Raw genomic sequence first — 19,714 nt, forward strand, 5'->3', positions numbered from 1 at the left:
ATATTTGGCAACTCATTTGAGTAACTCGACCTATCTAGAATACGAAGAGTTATTCAAATGAGAAAGGATCTAAAGGTTATAAGATATAGATGAACTTATGCTATGTAGATTTAAGTCTTAAGAATTAGAGTGCTTATCGCGGTAAACATCGACCCACATTGCTGTTGCACCACATACCGCAATAGGCATGACAAATAAATTAAGAATAGGAGTCATAGTGAAAAGTGTAACTAAAGAGCCAAAAGATAAGCACTTACCGCGCTTGGTTTTTAAATCGTCTCTCATTACTTCAAATGGAACTTTATGATTATCAAATGGGTAATCACAATATTGAATAGCCATCATCCAAGCGGTAAATAGAAACCATAGTATTGGGGCGACACTTTGACCTATAGCGGGAATGAAAAAAAGGATAAACAACCCAAGGGCCTTGGGTAGATAATATTTCAATTTTTGCCATTCACGTTTAAAAATACGAGGTAGATCTTTTAATGCATCAATAACGCCACCGTTTGGTGCTGGCTGATTTGTTAGTTTTGCTTCTAAATGCTCCGCTAATAAACCGTTAAAAGGTGCTGCTATCCAATTGGCTAGGGTACTAAAAAAATAAGAAAATACAGCTAAGATACTGATAACAATTAATGGCCATAATAAATAAGAGAGCCAATCTAACCAACTTGGGATTTGGTCTAGGATTTGATCAATCCACCCCCCAATTTGATTATATAAATAGAAGAATGATCCTCCTAATAATACAAAGTTTATTAGCAAGGGAATAAAGACGAAGCGACGGATGCCTGGTGTCAACGCTAGTGATATACCTTTCAAAAAGTATTGAACACCAGATTGGGTTTGTTTTAATGAACTCATAATATATTTACGTTTTGTGTATCATGCATTCACTATACTCAAAAATACGCACAAAGAAATGGAATTAGAGTAAATAAAGGCGGTGTAAATTGTTCAATTGTAAGATTTATGTCACCACTTTCATTTTGTTATTCAACAATAGGCCTATTATTTGGTACATTACTAATAAGTAGTGGTAGATTAACTTTTATAGTTGAGCTATTTTCATGGTAGTCGAGGTAAACTTTCCTTTGTTTTTTATAAGAAGGGAGGTTCAATAAAGCAGAAGAGCAGAGAGTTAGCGATGCAAGAATTGCGATTAGTATTGATACTTGTTGGGGCATTAGCCATTGCGGCGTTATTGTTTCATGGCTTATGGACGAGTCGTAAAGAAACGAGCTCAAAATTTGGAAAAAAAATAGATATAGATTTTGATTCAGATGCTGATAGTGAGCAGCCTGCTCCTATGCGTGCTTTTGATCAAGCAAAAGAAGATATTATACCTAAAGAGAGAAAAGAACCTGCGTTTGTAAGAGAAGACTCTTCATTTTCTAAAGATCCTCTTTTTGATGGTGAACATGATGATGTAATACCAGAACCAATAGAAAAGATTAAGGAACAACCAATAGAAATACCGGCGGAAGCAATAAGACAACAATCGTCACATGATATAAAGATTGAACAAGAACCAATAATGTCATTTTCAGCGATTGATGAAGCCGTTATCCCTCCTGAAGAGATACCTCAGCCGTTAGTTCAAGTTGAAAAGCCTAATATAGTCGTTGAACCGGTTGCGGTAATGCAAGAAGAACCAGAAGAAGACGTCATTGTTATTAATGTTCATGGGATGGGAAGTGAACGTTTTAATGGTAATCGTTTATTCAATAGTTTAGAGCAAAATGGTTTACTGTTCGGTGATATGGGTATTTATCATCGCCATTCTGATTTGTCTGGTAGTGGGGCTGTATTATTTAGTACCGCAAACATGGTTGCTCCGGGACATTTTCAAGTGCCAGAAGGCGAAGAATTTTCAACACCAGGTATCTCATTTTTCTTGCCGCTCCCGTGCTACGGTGATGCAGAGCATAATTTTAAATTAATGCTGCAAACCGCTCAGCTAGTTAGCTCTGAATTAGGTGGCAATATTTTAGATGAAAAACGAGATATGCTGACACCAAATAAGATAGATGAATATAAACAACGAGCAAAAGTGTTTTGTCATAAGTAGATCGTCTATCATTATAGTTAATTGAGAAAGGCTCCTTGTGAGCCTTTTTTTTATTTTTTGTAAAAACAGAAAAAGAAGTTGATGAGCCATGAGTACTGAACAGACATTGGATGAGTTGAAACAACAGCTAAACTATCACGCTTATCGTTATTATGTAGAAGACAGCCCTGAGCTGCCTGATGCTGAGTACGATCGAATGATGCAACAATTGCTTTCTATTGAATCTGAACACCCTGAATTAGTAACGATAGATTCGCCAAGTCAACGAGTGGGTGGTAAGGCTCTTGATGGGTTTACTCAAGTTCAGCATGAAATAGCAATGCTCTCTTTAGATAATGCATTTAATGATACAGAACTAGAAGCTTTTGAAAAAAGAATGAATGATCGCCTTATTGCTAAGTCGATATCACTTTTCTGTTGTGAGCCAAAGTTAGATGGCTTAGCTGTTAGCCTTTTATACGTTAATGGTAGATTAGTTCAAGCAGGTACTCGAGGTGATGGTTCAACGGGTGAAAATATAACAGAGAACGTAAGAACTATCCGTTGCATACCTTTAACGTTACAAGGTGAGGGCTGGCCTGCACGTTTAGAAGTTCGTGGTGAAGTCTTTATGCCAAAAGCCGGTTTTGAGGCATTAAATGAACGTGCATTTAAACGAGGAGAGAAGCCATTTGCTAACCCTCGTAATGCGGCTGCTGGGAGTTTACGTCAATTAGATTCTAAGATTACCGCAACTCGACCTCTGAGCTTTTATGCTTATAGTGTTGGAGTGATTGATGGCGGTGAATTGGAATCAAGTCATTATCAACGCTTTGTACAGTTAAAACGTTGGGGACTTCCAATGTGTGAAGAAACCAAACAATGTACATCTTTAAGTGAAGTGAAAGAGTACTATAAAGATATTCTTGAACGTAGAGATGCATTGAAATATGAAATTGATGGTGTTGTTATTAAAGTTGATGATATCGAGCTGCAAGAGCAACTTGGTTTCGTTGCGAGAGCTCCTCGTTGGGCGATAGCTTATAAGTTTCCCGCACAAGAAGAGTTAACAATACTGAAGGGGGTTGAATTTCAAGTTGGGCGTACTGGAGCAATTACCCCTGTCGCAAAACTAGAGCCAGTATTTGTTGGTGGGGTAACCGTAAGCAATGCAACACTACATAATGCAGATGAAATCGCACGTTTAGGCGTTCATATTGGCGATACTGTGATCATTCGTCGTGCAGGTGATGTTATCCCTCAAATTGTGTCTGTTGTGGAGGCCCGTCGTCCTGAAAATAGTACAGCTATTATATACCCAACTGCGTGTCCTGTATGTGATTCGCAGTTAGAGCGAATACAGGGTGAGGTAGTTACTCGTTGTGGTGCAGGGTTAGTCTGTGCGGCACAGCGTAAAGAAGCATTAAAACACTTTGTGTCTCGTAAAGCACTTGATGTTGATGGGTTGGGAGATAAGGTTGTCGAGCAGTTAGTGGATAAAGAAATGGTAGAAACGCCAGCCGATTTATTTAAACTTTCTGCTGGAGTGATTACTGTATTAGAGCGAATGGGACCTAAATCAGCTCAAAATGTTGTTGATGCATTAAATAAAGCCAAAGCAACGACCTTACCTCGATTTTTATATTCTTTAGGGATCCGAGAGGTGGGTGAAGCAACGGCTGCGAATTTAGCACTACATTTTTCAACATTAGAAGCCGTTCAGGTTGCTAGTTTTGAACAGCTTATAGAAGTAAGTGATGTCGGTGACATTGTCGCAAAGCATGTATTAAACTTTTTTGCTGAACCACATAATCAAGCAGTTATAGATGATTTACGAGGAATGGGAGTCCATTGGCCTGAAATTAAAGCGCTTGATGAATCAGTACCGCAACCATTAGCGGGTAAAGTGGTCGTTCTTACCGGTACGCTTCATAAATTAAAACGTAATGAAGCCAAAGCAGCATTGCAAGAGTTAGGCGCAAAGGTTACTGGTAGCGTATCTAAAAAAACCGATATTCTTTTTGCAGGTGAAGCGGCAGGATCCAAATTAACCAAAGCGGAAGAGCTTGGAATCGAAGTAATGAATGAAGAACAGTTAATTGAGTTGCTAAATTAACAATTAAATAGCCATTTATTAAATGAAAGGAGCCTAGAGCTCCTTTTTTTATGCCTGAAATAAATGGTTTTAATTGTTTGGTATAACTTAAATGTTTGTATCGATACTTGTTGTGATTATTTATATAAAACAAACAACTGCTTGCAAGGTAATTGTGATCTTCGTCGCATTGAGTCTTTTTTTATATTTATAACGTGCTGTTTTAACTTAAAAAGATGATTTTTTATGATTTTTGATCTGTTTAATTTGATCTTAATCACTAATGCGAAAGAAGTTTGCGCTCGCTCATATTTTTTTTATAGAAAATTAAGTTTTTGTTTTATGTTTTTTTTGAACGGTTTAGTATTTATCTCATGGATGCACAGCGTGTATGCAGGAAAAATATAAGGTAATTACAATTTTTAAATTCCCCTTTTCTTATTTAAAAATTGTGTGAATTAGGAGATTTATTTACTGCTTTCGGCGGCCAACTTAAAGCCAGTAAATAATGAACACAGCTATATCCATTTTTAGGAGCTTTATTCCATGGAAAACAAATTTTTTAAAGTATCAGCAATTGCAGCTGCGCTTACTGGAGCTTTAGTTGCTCCTCAGGCAATGGCTGAAGAAGTTGTTTCTGAGCAATATACTAGTGAAGTGTCAGAATTCTTTTCTGAATCGACAATCAGCGGTAATGTTAACTTTTTTATGCGTGCTCGTGATCGTGGCGATGTTGATGCTAACGGTAATGATACGAAGAAAACAACGAACTTAGATCATGGTTCTATTTTCGTAAATCTTGGTTTTAACTCTGGTTATGCTGGTGATGTTGTTGGTACTGATATTGTTGTTTATTCAACATTTGATATGTGGCAAAACGGTGGACCAGATCATGAGATGAACTTTTGGGGTGTAAATAACCCGTACGATAAGACTCCAAATGATAGTAACTGTTCTGGTACATGGGCTGCGGATTGTACTGATAATGGTGTTTCTTTTGCAACAGCCAATGCTAAATTTAAATTTGGTGAAAATGTAACTGCAAAATTAGGTTATTTCCAACCATCAGTACCTAGTTCATTAGGGGTTAACTGGTCGTTTGCTCCTGGTACATATCGTGGTGGTGAAGTAGGCGCGAATCTAGGTAACCTTTCATTAGGTTTAGTGGTTGCTGATGAATATAAAGCACCGTGGTTTAAAGAAACGTATGAATTCCAAGATGGTCAAGGAAACGATGCCGGTGAGGTTATTTCTCTAGGTGCTCGTTATGTATTAAATAATGGGATTTCATTTGATGCAGGTTACGGTACGCTAACAGATGGCGACCGTTCAAACATGCATTTTAAAGTTAAAGGTACAACTGACGGTGGTTTCTACTGGTCTCCACAAGTATATATCGTAAGTGATAAAAATCAGTATGATGACGATATTGCAGCACAGTTAGCTTTCCTATCGGCATTTAGCTCTGGTCAATACTCATTCCGTGCAGAAGCAACCATGACAATGGCTGATTCTACAGAAACTCGTGGCAATGTAGGTAACATGTCTTACCGTTTGACTGAGCAATACGGTGGTTCAAACGGGGCATATGATATTTGGTGGAATAACCGTTCTGACTTTAACCATGATGGCGAACTTGCAGGTTTTGTTTCAGCGACTCGAGACTTTTCAGATATCGGTGGAACAGGGTTTAGTGCTGGTTTAAGTGCGGCAGCTGGTGGCGGTGCTTCATCTCCAGGTTATGATGATTTAGTTGAATATGCTTACAGTGCATTTGCAAATTATGCAATTCAAGCTGGAGCATTAAAAGATGCAAATGTTAGCTTCTACTATACTGAATACTTTAATGATTCAGATGCAGGTAACTGGGCTCCATATAGTAATGCCTTCCAAGACGAAACTGACTTTAAACTGATGTTAACTATTCCGTTTTCAGTTAAATAAAATAAGATTGTAGTAATTACTTATATTTAAGCTGAGCCTAGTGCTCAGCTTTTTTATTGATGATAGAAAATGAAGATAACATTATTGTTTTTCCCTTTATTATTGACAGCTTGCTCTTCATCACCTAAGACGGCAGAGGAATATTGGTTTGGACAGGGAGAGCGTTTTGGAAGTCGTGGTTATAATGTTGAAACTGATACGCTAGAAAGCATCAAGGAAAAAGTGCCTTTTAGTGAAACGGCTTACCTTAATGGGTATAAAAAAGGAATAAATGATTATTGTGATCCTTTTCAGGCTTTTGATAAAGGAGTCAGCGGGGTTCGCTATACAGGACAGTGTGACTCCCAAAAAGAAGTGATTATGATTAAAGCTGAATGGGAAAGAGGATGGCAAGCTTTTATTGCTTGGGATTTTAATATGAGATAAATGAGTGCGACTTAGTTCGCACTTTTTTTTTAATTAAAATAAATAGATCTAATTGATGCTAAAAATGATGTGATCTAGGTTCGTATATCTCATGTTAAAGTGAGTTATTTTTGGGATTTCGATCTCTTTTGTTTTATTTTTAGTTGTAGTTGTTTTTTGTTTTATTTTTTAAGTTGTTGATTTTTGTTGTTTATGTTTTTTTATGATTTGCGTAATTTGAACTTCGTCACTCAAAAAACATAACTATATTTTCTTTGTGAAAAAACATTGTCATAGTCTGCTCCAGACAACAAATCTAGTGCATGGTTCATTTCGGCGACCACTTAAATATCCATGCATTACTACATAAGTTAAATGAAGGAATTATGACTATGTTCAAAAAAACACTTTTAGCGGCTACTATTACTGGTGCATTAGTTGCGCCACAAATGGTTCTTGCTGAAGAAGCAGTATCACAAGAATATGTATCAGAGACGTCTGAGTTTTTTTCTGAATCTACTATTAGTGGTAATTTAAATTTCTGGATGCGTTCTCGTGACCGCGGTAATGTTGATGCTAATGGTAATGATACTAAAAAAACGACAAATTTAGATCATGGTTCGATTTTTGCCAATCTTGGTTTTAATTCTGGCTACGTTGGTGGAGTAGCTGGTGCTGATGTCGTTATTTATAGTACATTTGATATGTGGCAAAATGGTGGCGCAGACCACGAAATGAACTTCTGGGGTGTAAATAACCCATACGATAAAGCAGCTGAAGATAGCAGCTGTAGTAATGTATGGACAGATTGTAATGATAATGGTGCATCATTTGCTACTGCAGCGGCTAAATTTAAATTTGGTGAAAGTGTTACTGCTAAGTTAGGTTACTTCCAACCATCAGTGCCTAGTTCACTAGGTGTTAACTGGTCTTTTGCTCCGGGTACTTACCGTGGTGGTGAAGTTGGTGCTACATTTGGCGATTTAGCATTAGGTGTGGTAGTTGCTGATGAATACAAAGCTCCTTGGTTCAAAGAAACTTATGAATTTAGAACTTCTGATGGTGAAGATGCAGGGTTAGTATATTCTTTAGGAGCTCGTTATAATCTTGCTAATAATATGTCTTTAGATTTTGGTTATGGTGCTTTAACTGACGGCGATCGTAAGAATATGCACTTTAAAGTGAAAGGAACAACAGAAGGTGGTTTATTCTGGTCTCCTCAACTTTATGTAGTTGATGATAGTGAACAATTTGATAGTACAGCGTTCCAACTAGCTTTCCTATCTGCAAAAACATATGGGCAATACTCATTTAGAGCCGAAGCTACATATACCGTAGCTGAAGACTTAGACTCTAATAATGTTGGTAATATGTCTTACCGTCTAACGAAAGAGTATGGTGGTTCAAACGGTGCTTATGATGTTTGGTGGAATAACCGTTCTGACTTTAACCATGATGGAGAACTAGCTGGTTTCTTCTCTGCATCTCGTGATTTCTCTGATATTGGTGGCAAAGGATTTAGTGCTGGCCTTAGTGCTGCAGCAGGTGCTGGTTCTTCAGCTCCTGGTTATGATGATTTATTAGAGTATTCATACAGTGCATTTGCTAACTATGCAATTCAATCGGGTGCATTAGAAGGCGCGAATGTTAGCTTCTACTACACTGAATACTTTAACGATACAGATGCTCCAAACTGGACTGGATACACTAACTTGTTCCAAGATGAAACAGACTTTAAACTTACATTAACAATTCCGTTTGGGATCAAATAGAGTTTAATTTGCTAAACTTAAAGCTGAGCTAATGTAGTTCAGCTTTTTTTTTAAGGAAATAATATGAAAAAAATATCCTATCTAACTGTGTTTTTATTACTCGGTTGTAGTTCGGTACCACAAACGGCAGAAGAATATTGGTTTGGACAAGGAGAGCGGTTTGGTAGTAGAGGGCATAATATTGAGACTGATGCGCTTGCAAAAATGAAAGAGAAAGTTCCTTTTAACGAAGCCGCTTATCTTGATGGTTATAACAAAGGAATAAGTGAGTATTGTGATCCTTTTCAAGCCTTTGAAAAAGGAATTCGTGGTGTGCGTTATACTGGTCAATGTGATGAACAAAAAGAGGTTGTCATGATAAAAGCCGAGTGGCAGAGAGGTTGGGATGCTTTTATTGGTTATGATTTTGGCTATAAATAAGGCATAAATTTCGTTCTGTATTGAAGTAATGTTTATATTTACTACTTATATTAAAGTAACTCAATCATTGTAGATTTACCTTATGGTGCTAAAATAGCGCATAAATTATGTGGTGCTGACAGATTCAGCGCAACCTCTTTAAAAGGTAATAACAATGACGGTTAAAACTCGTTTTGCTCCAAGCCCAACAGGTTATCTTCACGTTGGTGGTGCACGAACTGCACTTTATTCATGGCTTTTTGCTAAAAACCAAGGTGGCGAATTTGTTCTTCGTATTGAAGATACAGACCTTGAGCGTAACTCTCAAGAAGCGGTAGACGCTATTATTGAAGGTATGCACTGGATGGGAATGGAATGGGATGAAGGTCCTTATTACCAATCTAAGCGTTTTGACCGTTATAACGAAGTTGTAGATCAACTGCTTGCAGAAGATAAAGCTTACAAATGTTATGCATCAAAAGAATTACTTGATGAAATTCGTGCAGAACAAGAAGCTAACAAAGAAATGGCTCGTTATGATGCAAACCACCCTAAAGTTGTTGCAGCAAATGCAGCAGCAACAGAAGGTGATGATTGTGTTATTCGTTTCCGTAACCCTAAAGAAGGTTCGGTAATATTTGATGATCAAATTCGTGGCCGTATCGAAATTTCAAACAGCCAAATGGATGATTTAATTATCCGTCGTACTGATGGCGCTCCTACATATAACTTCGTAGTAGTTGTTGATGACTGGGACATGGGTATTACTCAAGTTATCCGTGGTGAAGATCACATCAACAATACACCTCGTCAAATTAACATCTATGAAGCATTAGGTGCTCCAGTACCTAAATTTGCCCACTGTGCAATGATCCTTGGTGATGATGGCGCAAAACTGTCTAAGCGTCATGGCGCGGTATCAGTTATGCAATACCGTGATGAAGGTTATCTACCAAATGCACTAAACAACTATTTAGTACGTTTAGGCTGGTCTCATGGTGATCAAGAGATTTTCTCTCAAGAAGAGATGATTAACTTATTCAGCTTAAATGCAGTAAGTAAATCAGCATCTGCTTTCAACACTGATAAGCTGCTATGGTTAAACAACCATTACATTAAAACATCAGAACCAGAGTACGTTGCAAAATACCTACAATGGCACCTAGATCAAAAAGAGATCTCTCTTGAAAATGGTCCAGCAATTACTGATGTAATCACTTTAGTTGGTGAGCGTTGTAATACGCTAATCGAATTAGCAGAGCAATCTCGCTACTTCTACCAAGATTTTGAAGAGTTCGAAGCGGGTGCAGCGAAGAAACACCTACGTGGCGTTGCTAAAGGCCCACTAGAGCTTGCTCTTGCTAAAGTTGAAGCTCTAGAAGAGTGGACAACTGAAAACCTTCACAATGTGATTGAAGAAGTATGTGCAGAGCTTGAAATTGGTATGGGTAAAATTGGTATGCCACTACGTGTAGCGGTAACTGGCGGCGGTCAATCTCCATCAGTAGATGCTGTTATGCAATTGATTGGTAAAGATCGAGTTGTTGCTCGTATCAAAATGGCACTAGCATTTATTACTGAGCGTGAAGCTAACGCTCAATAATATTAAGTATAAAATTCAGCTTTAACTGTATATTTAAAGTCTAATAAAAATCCGTTGAATAGTTTATTATTCAGCGGATTTTTGTTTAAAGTAAGCTAAGTTATTTCATCTACTAATGCATCAACAATGCAGTTTTTCCCATTTTGTTTTGCTTGATAAAGCCCTTCATCTAATATGAAATATATTTGTTCAACATCTTTCATTTCTCGCTCAAGATAGACCCAAGAAAAACTGGCGGTAATAGATAGATTTTTTCCATCTAGCGTAGTGAAACTGCTTTTTTCTAAAGTGGAGCGAGCAGATTCAATCATTTCAAAACATGCATTTTTTGTCTCATTAGAAAGTAAGATTAAAAACTCTTCTCCACCAATACGGCCTATTTGATGAGGTGGTGGCATTGCCTTTTCTAAAATTGAATAGAGATGCTTCAGCCCTAAGTCACCATTTGGATGACCGTGTAGGTCATTTAATTGTTTAAAATTATCAATATCCAGCATGACTAACGCTGTTTGATCATGAAAATTCGTTAATGTTTCATTTATGATTTCAAATATAGAGTGTCGATTATTCGCATTAGTTAATACGTCTTTATGCGCCAAAGTATTGAGTCTTTTTCTTGAACGTAAAATAAAATAGATTGTAATACTTAGAAGAACGATGATTATTTGAAATAATAATCGATATTTCTTTTCTATGTTTATTTCAAGTTGTTTCTGATGCATTGTCTTCAAATTATTGAGTTGTTCTTCTTTCTGTTCAATAAGAGATTTACGCAGTTGCAAGGTAGTGTAAGCCTCTTGATTATCAATAGAATGGATTTTGTCTATAATGCTTTCGTATTGTTTTCGAGAACTTAATGCTAATTCAAAGTTACCGATAAATTCATGTATTTGAGATTGAATTAAGTAGGAGGAAGATAAGGCTTGTTGGTTTTGTGATTTCTCTGATTTTTCTACTGCGATAGTAATATAGTTTAATGCTTTATTTACGTTCTCATTTTTCAAGTAAACCTGACTGAGAGCTTGGTATATTTCGATATTTAGATCTGAATTTGAATTGAGATCAAGTTGTTTAAGAGCAAGTAATAGGTACTCAATACCGTCATCATAATAACCTTGGGCGTTAAGAACACAGCCAAAGGTGAAGTAAGCTTGGCTTAATGATTTAGCGTTATGACTGTTTTGTAGGTGTTCTATGGCTAATGTCGCTGAAACCTTAGCTTGGGCGTAATTTGATGATTGTAAATATATTCTTGCTAGAATAAGGTGCGATTGCGCTATTTTTTGCGGTATTTTTCGCTCAGTTCGTATGTCTAGTGCTTTAATCGCATATTCTTTTGCTGAGTTTATTTTACCCATACTCAACAGTAAGGTGCTTATATTATTGTAAGCCGTATCGTTAATTTCATAAGGTTTTGTAAGAGAAAGAGCTTTTTCACTCGCAATTAATGCCGATTGATAATTTGTAACGCCTTGATAGCTTAACGCTAATAAGCGATATCCCCATTTTATGTCAATATAATGGTCTGGTTTTTTTTCTAAATGTTTTAGTGCCGATTGGCAGTAAAACTCAGCCATATAGTGGTTTCCTAATGCTAAATTAGCTCGACATTGTTTGAGTTGAATGAAACTATTTAAATCTAAATTATTAAGGCTCTTTGATTTATTTTTCGCCGTTTTAATATAATGCAGGGATTTTTCATATTGCCCCTCATCTTCTAAGTCCATTGATTTTAAAATCAAATGCTCAATATTTTCATAAAGATCAGTACTGTAGTTATTTGTTTGATGAGAATAAATATCCCCTCTACGAGTTACAAAACCATGAATACGGGCTGCTGTATAGATACGTTCAGCCGAAGGGGGTAATGATGAATAGACGTCATTAAGCATCGATAAGGCTTTGCTTTGATCCTGAATTCGATAGTTGTGGTATTGTTTTTGCCACGATTCTTCTGACATCACTGAACTTGCAGATGAAGTGGAACTTATCAGTAATAATATACTACTAATAATGAGGAGGAACGATCCTAGCATGATGGCTCAATTGGAATGTTGTTCTAATTATAGAAGGAAGAGTATCTTAAGATTGAAAGTAAAACGAGGATAAGTCTCATAAAAAAAAGAGAAACTACCATTATTGATAATTTCTCTTAGATATTAATGATCTACGTCTATTTTTATTGTATTACAGTTTTATGCATTACATCGCCAATTTGAACACTATTAATAAGTTGTGGTTGATTTATTACCAACTCAGCATTCTGCTCATAGACGCGTTCAACGGTTAATGTGATGTCGGTTTTTGCCACTTTATTACGTGGCAAACCATTTTGATCTATAAATGAACCGGTATGCCAAAGATCTAATTTATCACCTTTGTTAACGCCATGAATACGACCAAGATCCATTGTGATGCGATTGTTATTAATGCTGACAACTTGTGGGAGAGTGATCTTACAAGCAAATTGGTTTTCAAGATCCAGCATTATATCGCGATTTACTCGAAGAACCATTTCTCCATAAGCCGAAGTCCAAAAACGAGCACTCTGAGTATCGACTTCGCTTGTTTTTGGAAAATCCCACTGGGCAACTTCACGGTAATTATTGTTATAAATTGTTTGTCCTGTTTTACCATCCAATACAGCAACATCAATAGCGAATTGACGATTTATCGTATCTTTTTTCAATAAATTTTGATCAATCGTTGCACTTAGATCTGTAATATTCCCAGAGAAAATATATTGAGCGCCATGATCTTCTGCGATCATTTTTGCCACTTCTGGTTGACGTTTTTCAATTCGTATATGGGAGGTACCAACAGAAATAAAGCTTTGTGATTCTTTATCTAATTGGCGAGAAAAAACGGTACTTAGATCTTCGCCTAGTTTGTAAACTTTTCCCATTACTGCTTGTTGTGGGGAGTCTACCGTTATTTCACTTGTCATTATGGTTTTCTTGTATTGACCAACATGGCAACTGTTTGCCGAAGGGTAAATATCAATACGAGCAGTAATGTATAACTTCCCGTTTTTTTTCTTCTCTTTTACTACTTCAATGCTGCGAATTTCACTACCACTAAATTGATAGCGCTTTTCATCATTCTCAAAGAAGACTTTAAGATCATTTAAACGGCTAATGTCCGCCCCTGAAAATAGCATAGCTTGATAAGCGGCATCTTCTAGTGCATGAGGTCTTGCCGCATTTTTGCTGGTTAAGACACTTGCTGAGCCAGTTACTTCAAACCACTCAGCATTAGCTGGTGATGTATAACTTATTGTTAATATTGATGTAAGTAAAAAAAATATTCTTTTCATTGTTGCTATCTGCCAAGTGGGTATGAAATTTGCTAACTAATATTTGTTGATTGATAAAAGTACTTACAAATTGCGTTTCCTAAACTACTGCAATTTTTGTTCCTAGTTTAAATTTGACGCTTAAATCAAATGAGTAAGTACATAAAAACATTATCTGGAGATAATAGAATGAGAGTATTAGTTGTAATTTTGCTGTCTATGGTGATAAGTGCCTGTGCATATTCACCTATTTATAATGGTAAAGAACCTTATAACGGCAGCCCATTTATGTTGGCCGATACACCTCGACATACAATGGATTACTTTGTTGAAAGTTTAACTGAGCAATTGGTCACATCGAATACGACATTGTCGGCACGATCTCCTATTGCGATCACATCTTTTGTTGATTTACAGCAGATGGATCAAACGAACTGGTTAGGTAACTCAGTAACCGAAGGATTTATGTTTCAGTTACAACGCCGTGGTTTTAAGGTTATTGATTATAAAACAACGGGTAATATTCGCGTCACTCAACAGGGTGATTTTGCGTTTAGTCGTGATTGGAAAGAGTTAGTACAAGAACAGCAGGTTGATTACGTATTAACAGGCACCATGCTTCGCCAAGATGGTGGTGTGTTAATTAATGCTCGTATTATCGGCATGCAAACACGAATTGTTGTTGCATCGGCACAAGGTTTCCTTCCTGCGGATCGAATTGGCCGTGATTTAGACACATTAAACACCATGCGTATGGAAGATGGTGTTCTTATTCGTTCTGATGTAAAAAAAGCAGAGCGTAATACCATTATTTTACGCCCATAGGAGATCTAATGATGAAACATTGGTTTTTAGTCGCATTATTAGTCTTAGTTGGTTGCCAGCCTTTAGGTGCTATGCGTGAAAGTGACCATTTAAGTGCTATCGGATATGCGAGTATTAGTGAGCAGTCTGGTAAGAATATTGATGAAAAACGCATTCGTGCCATGCGAGCATCAAAGGTTGATGCTTATCGTGAACTCGCAGAGCAAGTGTATGGAATGCGTATCAGTGGTAAGGTTGAAATGAATGATCAACAATTGGGTGAAGAAACCACCAGTGCAGGGGTTGATGGTATTATTCGCGGTGCCGAAGTAATTCGAACGTACCCTGTTGGAGATAGCTACGTAACAGAATTAAAATTAGATTTAAAGAAAATGGAACGTATGAAAAATCAGGGTCAGGTTTATGACGTACCATCAACACAGAGAAAAACAACGTTATTCTAATTAGTAAATAAATACTCTCATTCGACATATTTGCCCTTGGCGCTTTTAGCTCCGAGGGCTTTTTTATGGGGGAGATAAGGGCTAGAGTTTTACCCTAATTACATAAGTTATGGGTGAGTAAGAGATAGGAACTGCAGGAGTTAGGTTTTAGTCAAAGATAAAAGGGCAGATAGTACTGTGCCGTATATCGAGGATCATTATGGATACTTGGGAAAGTTGAGAAGGTTAGGCTTTTATGTTGGTGCCTAGCGTTGTGATATTGCGAGTTTGGCCTTCTGCTGTATATGTCATGCCATTTTTACCGCGGCTTTGCTGCATTAAGTTGTTTAACTTATTGAAACTTAGTTGTGCGCGTTGAAGTGCTTCGCCATTGATCACATTTTCTTCTTTGCAGTCGTGAATGATAGATTTAATCTCAATCACTTTTTCATTTAATGCATTGTCTTCAGAAAGAAGTTGTCTTTCCGCATGGCTGCCTAATAGTTGGTCATATTGGCGTAATTGGTTTAGTAACCCCAATTTATCGTGAGCGATATTCTCCATTTCTGTTGGTTTTCTACTTGCAATTGCCACTTTCTCTCGGCTAAGAACTGTCGAAAGCGATAATGCAACACTGCGTTGTAGATCCAATAATTCAGTTAATGTTTGAGCCATGTTGTCTCTATATTAAAATGTACACAAAGAAAAAAGTAACCAGCCTAGGTTATAGGCCGGCTAATTCATCTTCAAATTTAATCATGTTGTCTGCTAGACGCTCAGGATCAACAGAATAAGAGCCATTTGCAATTGCGGCTTTAATTGCGGCTACTTTATCTTCATTAAAAGAAGGTTCAGTGGCCAGTTGTTGGTGCATCTTGCCAATTTCTTTTCCTTGATTACTCAAAGACACAGCATCCATTTTTGCAGGCACAGTCGATGTTGGATTCGTTGGTGTTTTATCACCGGAATCGACACGACTCTGATTACGTAATGTTGCCATCGCTTGGCTAGCACGTAGTTGGTCAATACTTGTCATATATTCAAGCCTTTTAGCCGGTTAATACATTTTCATAATCTATCTATCGGCTGTCAAAAAATTAACTTAAGCAAATAATGAAGTTTTTTGACGCTTTTCCCATTATTTTTAAACTTTAGTAAACTAAGCATAAATAATGCCACAATAATCATATCGGCGCTAAGTAAAAGAAGTTTAGCGAAATATCTAATAGTTAACTAACAATTACGTATTATTTTTTAAAAACGAATACTAATCTCACCTACCGCGGTAACGATGCCGCTAACGATGCGTTTAGATTTGTCATTTTTAACATTTACTTTATCACCAAGAGCCCCATCACCCAGTGCGGTTCCCTTAGTTAAGATGCTTAATTCACCTTTCTCAGCTTTAATTATAACACTGTCGTTACGACACACCATACAGATGTCGTTTTTTTCGACAACGTCGCCAGCTCTTACACTCCGTTTAATTCTTGAACCGATAAGTTCATTAGGATTAGCATAGCCGCCACGTCGATAAGTTCGACTATTTACAAGAGTTAAGGTTAAATCGTTACTTGATATTGAGTGCCCTTTAGATAAAGAGGACAGAGCAGTAACTAATGGCATCATTAATTCTGTTTTTACAGGAACATAGACTTTCCAATCGTCTGGTTGGCATTCAATTAAAACGGACGTATTACCACTTGTATTTAATCGGCCAGGCAAAGAGGCGCTCAATGGTATTGGGCAATCTGTTGCGTAAATTCGGCTGTCAATTCGAGCAGCTTCGATAGTCATAGTTCCACTTTTAGGGAGTTCAATTTGCGCTTGAATGAACGATTCTGCCGTGTGTTTTATGCTGCTTAATTGATCGTCCGTGGCTGCATACGCAATAGTATTAAAGAAACTTATAAATAGGCCGATAAGACTTATAAGTCGATAAAAAGTGGTTCTGGAATCACGTATTTTTATTATCATATTTTTATTATAAAATGCCATAGGGTATATCGTGTTCTTAATGGGGTTATGTTAGGCTCACGGTTCATTGATAATGGCACAAGATGGAGTCATATATGACAGGTATACTGGATTCGGTGAATCAGCGCACACAACTTGTTGGACAAAACCGCTTAGAACTACTTACTTTCCGTCTTATGGGACGTCAACGTTATGGTATTAACGTTTTTAAAGTAAAAGAAGTATTACAGTGTCCGAGATTGACTTCAATACCAAATTTAAATCCCTTAGTAAAAGGAATTGCTCACATTCGAGGTCAAACGATCTCTGTGATTGATTTAAGTCTTGCTACTGGTGGGCGAGCAACAACCGATATCGATAAATGTTTTATTATCATTTCAGAATTCAACCGTACTATTCAGGGCTTTCTTGTTAAGTCAGTTGAACGTATCGTTAATATGCATTGGGAAGCTATCTTGCCACCACCGCAGGGTACCGGGCGCGCAAATTATTTAACTGCAGTAACCAACATTGATGATGAATTAGTTGAAATTTTAGATGTAGAGAAGATTTTATCTGAAATTGCACCTATTGATGAAACGATTAGCGAAGAATTAGTTGAAGAAATGGCAGTAATTAGCCCTGAAATTGTACGTAGAGTATTAATTGCAGATGATTCAAGTGTTGCTCGTAAACAAGTGCAACGAGCTGTTCAATCGATTGGTTTTGAAACCATAATGGTAAAAGACGGTAAAGAAGCACTAAATAGATTAGTTGACATGGCCAATGAAGGCAGTATTTATGAGCAAATTGGTCTGGTAATATCTGACGTAGAAATGCCAGAGATGGACGGTTATACACTAACGGCAGAAATTCGTCGTGAACCCGCACTGAAAGACTTGCATGTTATATTGCATACCTCTTTAAGTGGTGTATTTAACCAAGCCATGGTTGAGCGTGTAGGTGCAAACCAATTTATTGCAAAATTTAATCCAGATGAACTGGGTGCCGCTGTGAAAAGAGCGGTTGAAAAATAAAGTTTACCTGTTATTTTGTCACCTATAACTAAAGTGACATTCATTTTTATGTGGAAATTTATTCGTTAATGACAACTATAACTATCAACGAACAAGAATATCGTGATTTTAGCCGATTTCTTGAGTCTCAATGTGGCATTGTTCTTGGTGACAGTAAGCAATATTTAGTGAGAAGCCGACTGAGCCCTTTGGTTGCTAAGTTTTCATTAGCTTCATTGTCTGATTTATTAAAGCTGGTTGTTTCTGGTCGTAATCGTGAATTACGCGTTGCAGCAGTTGATGCAATGACAACAAATGAAACGTTATGGTTTAGAGACGGTTACCCGTTTACGGTATTGTCTGATAAATTACTGCCTGAATTAGCGGCAAACCGTCGCCCATTAAAAATTTGGTCAGCGGCAAGTTCATCTGGTCAAGAACCTTACTCGATGGGCATGATTATTTCTGAAATTCAAGCACGTAAGCCGGGGTTTCTTCCAAACATTAGCATTACAGCAACTGATATTTCACCATCAATGCTAGAAAGCTGCAAAGCAGGCGTTTACGATAATCTGGCATTAAGTCGTGGTTTATCGCCTGAGCGTCGTCGTGCTTTTTTTGAAGATGCCGGTGATGGAAAAATGAAAATTAACGATAAAATTAAACGTATGGTTAATTTCCGCCCTCAAAATTTAATGGACAGCTATAGCTTACTTGGTAAATTTGACATTATTTTCTGTCGCAACGTGTTGATCTATTTTGCTCCAGATATGAAAGCGAAAGTGTTAAATCAGATGGCGGCAAGTCTTAACCCTGGTGGGTATTTATTGCTTGGTGCGTCAGAGTCACTAACGGGTTTGACCGATAAATTTGAAATGGTTCGCTGTAATCCAGGAATTATTTATAAGCTTAAATAATTACATTTGAGCATTTTATGAACAAAAAGCGGCTTAGGTCGCTTTTTTTGTGCCTAAAACTCAGGTTCGGCATGTTAATTGCTATATTTTCATTAGTAGTACGTCAATCTGCTTGTTGAATAACAAAGTTGGCATACAGGTTGCTATATAGAAATTATATATACTGCTAGTCAGTTCTTGTGGAGGGTTTGAAATGGCAATTTCTTTTGATAACGCATTAGGTATTCATCAGTACACGGTAGGAGTTCGCTCTGAACGTGCTGAAATGCTAGCGACCAACATCGCTCAAGCAAATACACCTGGCTATAAAGCAAAAGGGATGGATTTTCAAAAAGCAATGCAGTCGGCAACATCGAAGGCAAGCATGGGTCTTAGCCGTACCGATGGTCGGCACATCAATGCCTCAACACGAGTGGCAGGGGAGATTCAATACCGTGTACCAACTCAACCAGATACAGGAGATGGCAACACGGTAGATGTGGATTTGGAGCGTAATTTATTTATGCAAAACCAACTTCGTCATCAAGCATCATTGGAATTTTTAGGTAGCAAATTCAAAAACCTAACCAAAGCAATTAAAGGGGAATAGAGATGAGCTTATTTAATGTTTTTAACGTTACAGGTTCTGCCATGAGTGCAGAGTCAGTTCGTCTTAATACCACTTCAAGTAATATGGCAAATGCCGACAGTGTAAGTAGCTCTGCTGCTGAAACGTATAAGGCTCGCCAAGCTGTCTTTGGTGCGGAATTGAGTAAAGCGAAATACAACCAAGATCATACTGTTCCAGTAAAAGTTCTTGGTATTGTAGAAAGCCAAAAACCGTTGCGTGCAGAATATAATCCTGACCACCCTATGGCAAATGACGATGGTTATATTTTTAAACCAAACGTTAATGTGATGGAAGAAATGGCAAATATGATCTCTGCTTCTCGTTCATACCAAACGAATGTTCAAGTAGCAGATGCGAGTAAACAAATGTTGCAGAGTACTCTGCGAATGGGTCAATAAG

Annotated in this window: 19 protein-coding genes; 13 read left to right on the forward strand and 6 right to left on the reverse strand. The window is 37.4% G+C overall.

What is annotated here, in order from left to right:
* Nucleotides 1-117: 117 nt before the first annotated feature.
* Nucleotides 118-870 carry a sulfate transporter CysZ gene (cysZ, locus tag A6E06_RS17465; protein WP_065593847.1) on the reverse strand — a complete coding sequence of 251 codons (753 nt, stop codon included), beginning with the start codon at nt 868-870 and terminating at the stop codon, nt 118-120.
* 283 nt (nt 871-1,153) lie between these two features.
* Between cysZ and zipA the strand changes: the two genes are divergently transcribed.
* The 7 genes from zipA to gltX all read left to right on the forward strand — a co-directional run bounded on the left by zipA (nt 1,154) and on the right by gltX (nt 10,274).
* On the forward strand, nt 1,154-2,077 hold the full coding sequence (gene zipA, locus A6E06_RS17470) for a cell division protein ZipA (RefSeq protein ID WP_065593846.1): 924 nt from the start codon (nt 1,154-1,156) through the stop codon (nt 2,075-2,077).
* Nucleotides 2,078-2,165: 88 nt separating this feature from the next.
* Entirely contained in the window at nt 2,166-4,172 is a 2,007-nt protein-coding gene (gene ligA, locus A6E06_RS17475) for an NAD-dependent DNA ligase LigA (protein ID WP_065593845.1), read from the forward strand.
* A 525-nt stretch (nt 4,173-4,697) separates the two neighbouring features.
* Nucleotides 4,698-6,095, forward strand: a complete 1,398-nt coding sequence (locus A6E06_RS17480) for a multidrug transporter (protein ID WP_065593844.1) — start codon at nt 4,698-4,700, stop codon at nt 6,093-6,095.
* Between the two features lie 69 nt (nt 6,096-6,164).
* Entirely contained in the window at nt 6,165-6,521 is a 357-nt protein-coding gene (locus tag A6E06_RS17485; protein ID WP_065593843.1) for a DUF2799 domain-containing protein, read from the forward strand.
* Between the two features lie 365 nt (nt 6,522-6,886).
* A complete protein-coding gene (locus A6E06_RS17490) occupies nt 6,887-8,272 on the forward strand; it encodes a multidrug transporter (protein ID WP_065593842.1) in 1,386 nt (461 codons plus the stop codon).
* 63 nt (nt 8,273-8,335) lie between these two features.
* On the forward strand, nt 8,336-8,692 hold the full coding sequence (locus A6E06_RS17495; protein ID WP_065593841.1) for a DUF2799 domain-containing protein: 357 nt from the start codon (nt 8,336-8,338) through the stop codon (nt 8,690-8,692).
* Between the two features lie 154 nt (nt 8,693-8,846).
* Nucleotides 8,847-10,274, forward strand: a complete 1,428-nt coding sequence (gene gltX, locus A6E06_RS17500; RefSeq protein WP_065593840.1) for a glutamate--tRNA ligase — start codon at nt 8,847-8,849, stop codon at nt 10,272-10,274.
* Nucleotides 10,275-10,369: 95 nt separating this feature from the next.
* Here gltX and A6E06_RS17505 read toward each other — a convergent pair whose 3' ends face one another.
* The gene (locus A6E06_RS17505; protein ID WP_065593839.1) at nt 10,370-12,235 is read right to left on the reverse strand and encodes a tetratricopeptide repeat-containing diguanylate cyclase; all 1,866 of its coding nucleotides are present in this window, start codon (nt 12,233-12,235) and stop codon (nt 10,370-10,372) included.
* A 218-nt stretch (nt 12,236-12,453) separates the two neighbouring features.
* Nucleotides 12,454-13,590, reverse strand: coding sequence for a flagellar assembly protein FlgT (locus A6E06_RS17510; RefSeq protein WP_065593838.1), 1,137 nt, complete (start codon nt 13,588-13,590; stop codon nt 12,454-12,456).
* A gap of 168 nt (nt 13,591-13,758) precedes the next feature.
* Between A6E06_RS17510 and A6E06_RS17515 the strand changes: the two genes are divergently transcribed.
* Nucleotides 13,759-14,394, forward strand: coding sequence for a FlgO family outer membrane protein (locus A6E06_RS17515; RefSeq protein WP_065593837.1), 636 nt, complete (start codon nt 13,759-13,761; stop codon nt 14,392-14,394).
* Between the two features lie 8 nt (nt 14,395-14,402).
* Nucleotides 14,403-14,837 (forward strand): LPP20 family lipoprotein, encoded by a 435-nt coding sequence (locus tag A6E06_RS17520; RefSeq protein ID WP_065593836.1) that lies wholly within the window; start codon nt 14,403-14,405, stop codon nt 14,835-14,837.
* Between the two features lie 225 nt (nt 14,838-15,062).
* Here the strand turns inward: A6E06_RS17520 and A6E06_RS17525 are convergent, their stop codons facing one another.
* From A6E06_RS17525 to flgA, 3 genes are all read right to left on the reverse strand, one after another.
* The gene (locus A6E06_RS17525) at nt 15,063-15,491 is read right to left on the reverse strand and encodes a flagella synthesis protein FlgN (protein ID WP_065593835.1); all 429 of its coding nucleotides are present in this window, start codon (nt 15,489-15,491) and stop codon (nt 15,063-15,065) included.
* A gap of 49 nt (nt 15,492-15,540) precedes the next feature.
* A complete protein-coding gene (flgM, locus tag A6E06_RS17530; protein ID WP_065593834.1) occupies nt 15,541-15,852 on the reverse strand; it encodes a flagellar biosynthesis anti-sigma factor FlgM in 312 nt (103 codons plus the stop codon).
* A 218-nt stretch (nt 15,853-16,070) separates the two neighbouring features.
* Nucleotides 16,071-16,814 carry a flagellar basal body P-ring formation chaperone FlgA gene (gene flgA, locus A6E06_RS17535; protein WP_083190366.1) on the reverse strand — a complete coding sequence of 248 codons (744 nt, stop codon included), beginning with the start codon at nt 16,812-16,814 and terminating at the stop codon, nt 16,071-16,073.
* A 74-nt stretch (nt 16,815-16,888) separates the two neighbouring features.
* Between flgA and A6E06_RS17540 the strand changes: the two genes are divergently transcribed.
* From A6E06_RS17540 to flgC, 4 genes are all read left to right on the forward strand, one after another.
* Nucleotides 16,889-17,809 (forward strand): chemotaxis protein CheV, encoded by a 921-nt coding sequence (locus A6E06_RS17540; protein ID WP_065593833.1) that lies wholly within the window; start codon nt 16,889-16,891, stop codon nt 17,807-17,809.
* Between the two features lie 68 nt (nt 17,810-17,877).
* Nucleotides 17,878-18,705, forward strand: coding sequence for a protein-glutamate O-methyltransferase CheR (locus tag A6E06_RS17545; RefSeq protein ID WP_065593832.1), 828 nt, complete (start codon nt 17,878-17,880; stop codon nt 18,703-18,705).
* 193 nt (nt 18,706-18,898) lie between these two features.
* Nucleotides 18,899-19,294: a flagellar basal body rod protein FlgB gene (gene flgB / locus A6E06_RS17550; protein WP_065593831.1), complete on the forward strand. Its 396-nt coding sequence runs from the start codon at nt 18,899-18,901 to the stop codon at nt 19,292-19,294.
* Between the two features lie 2 nt (nt 19,295-19,296).
* Nucleotides 19,297-19,713 (forward strand): flagellar basal body rod protein FlgC, encoded by a 417-nt coding sequence (flgC, locus tag A6E06_RS17555; RefSeq protein ID WP_065593830.1) that lies wholly within the window; start codon nt 19,297-19,299, stop codon nt 19,711-19,713.
* The last annotated feature ends 1 nt before the right edge of the window (nt 19,714 follow it).

Origin of the sequence: Aliivibrio sp. 1S175, from assembly GCF_001690985.1 — a bacterium.
Lineage (GTDB): Bacteria > Pseudomonadota > Gammaproteobacteria > Enterobacterales > Vibrionaceae > Aliivibrio.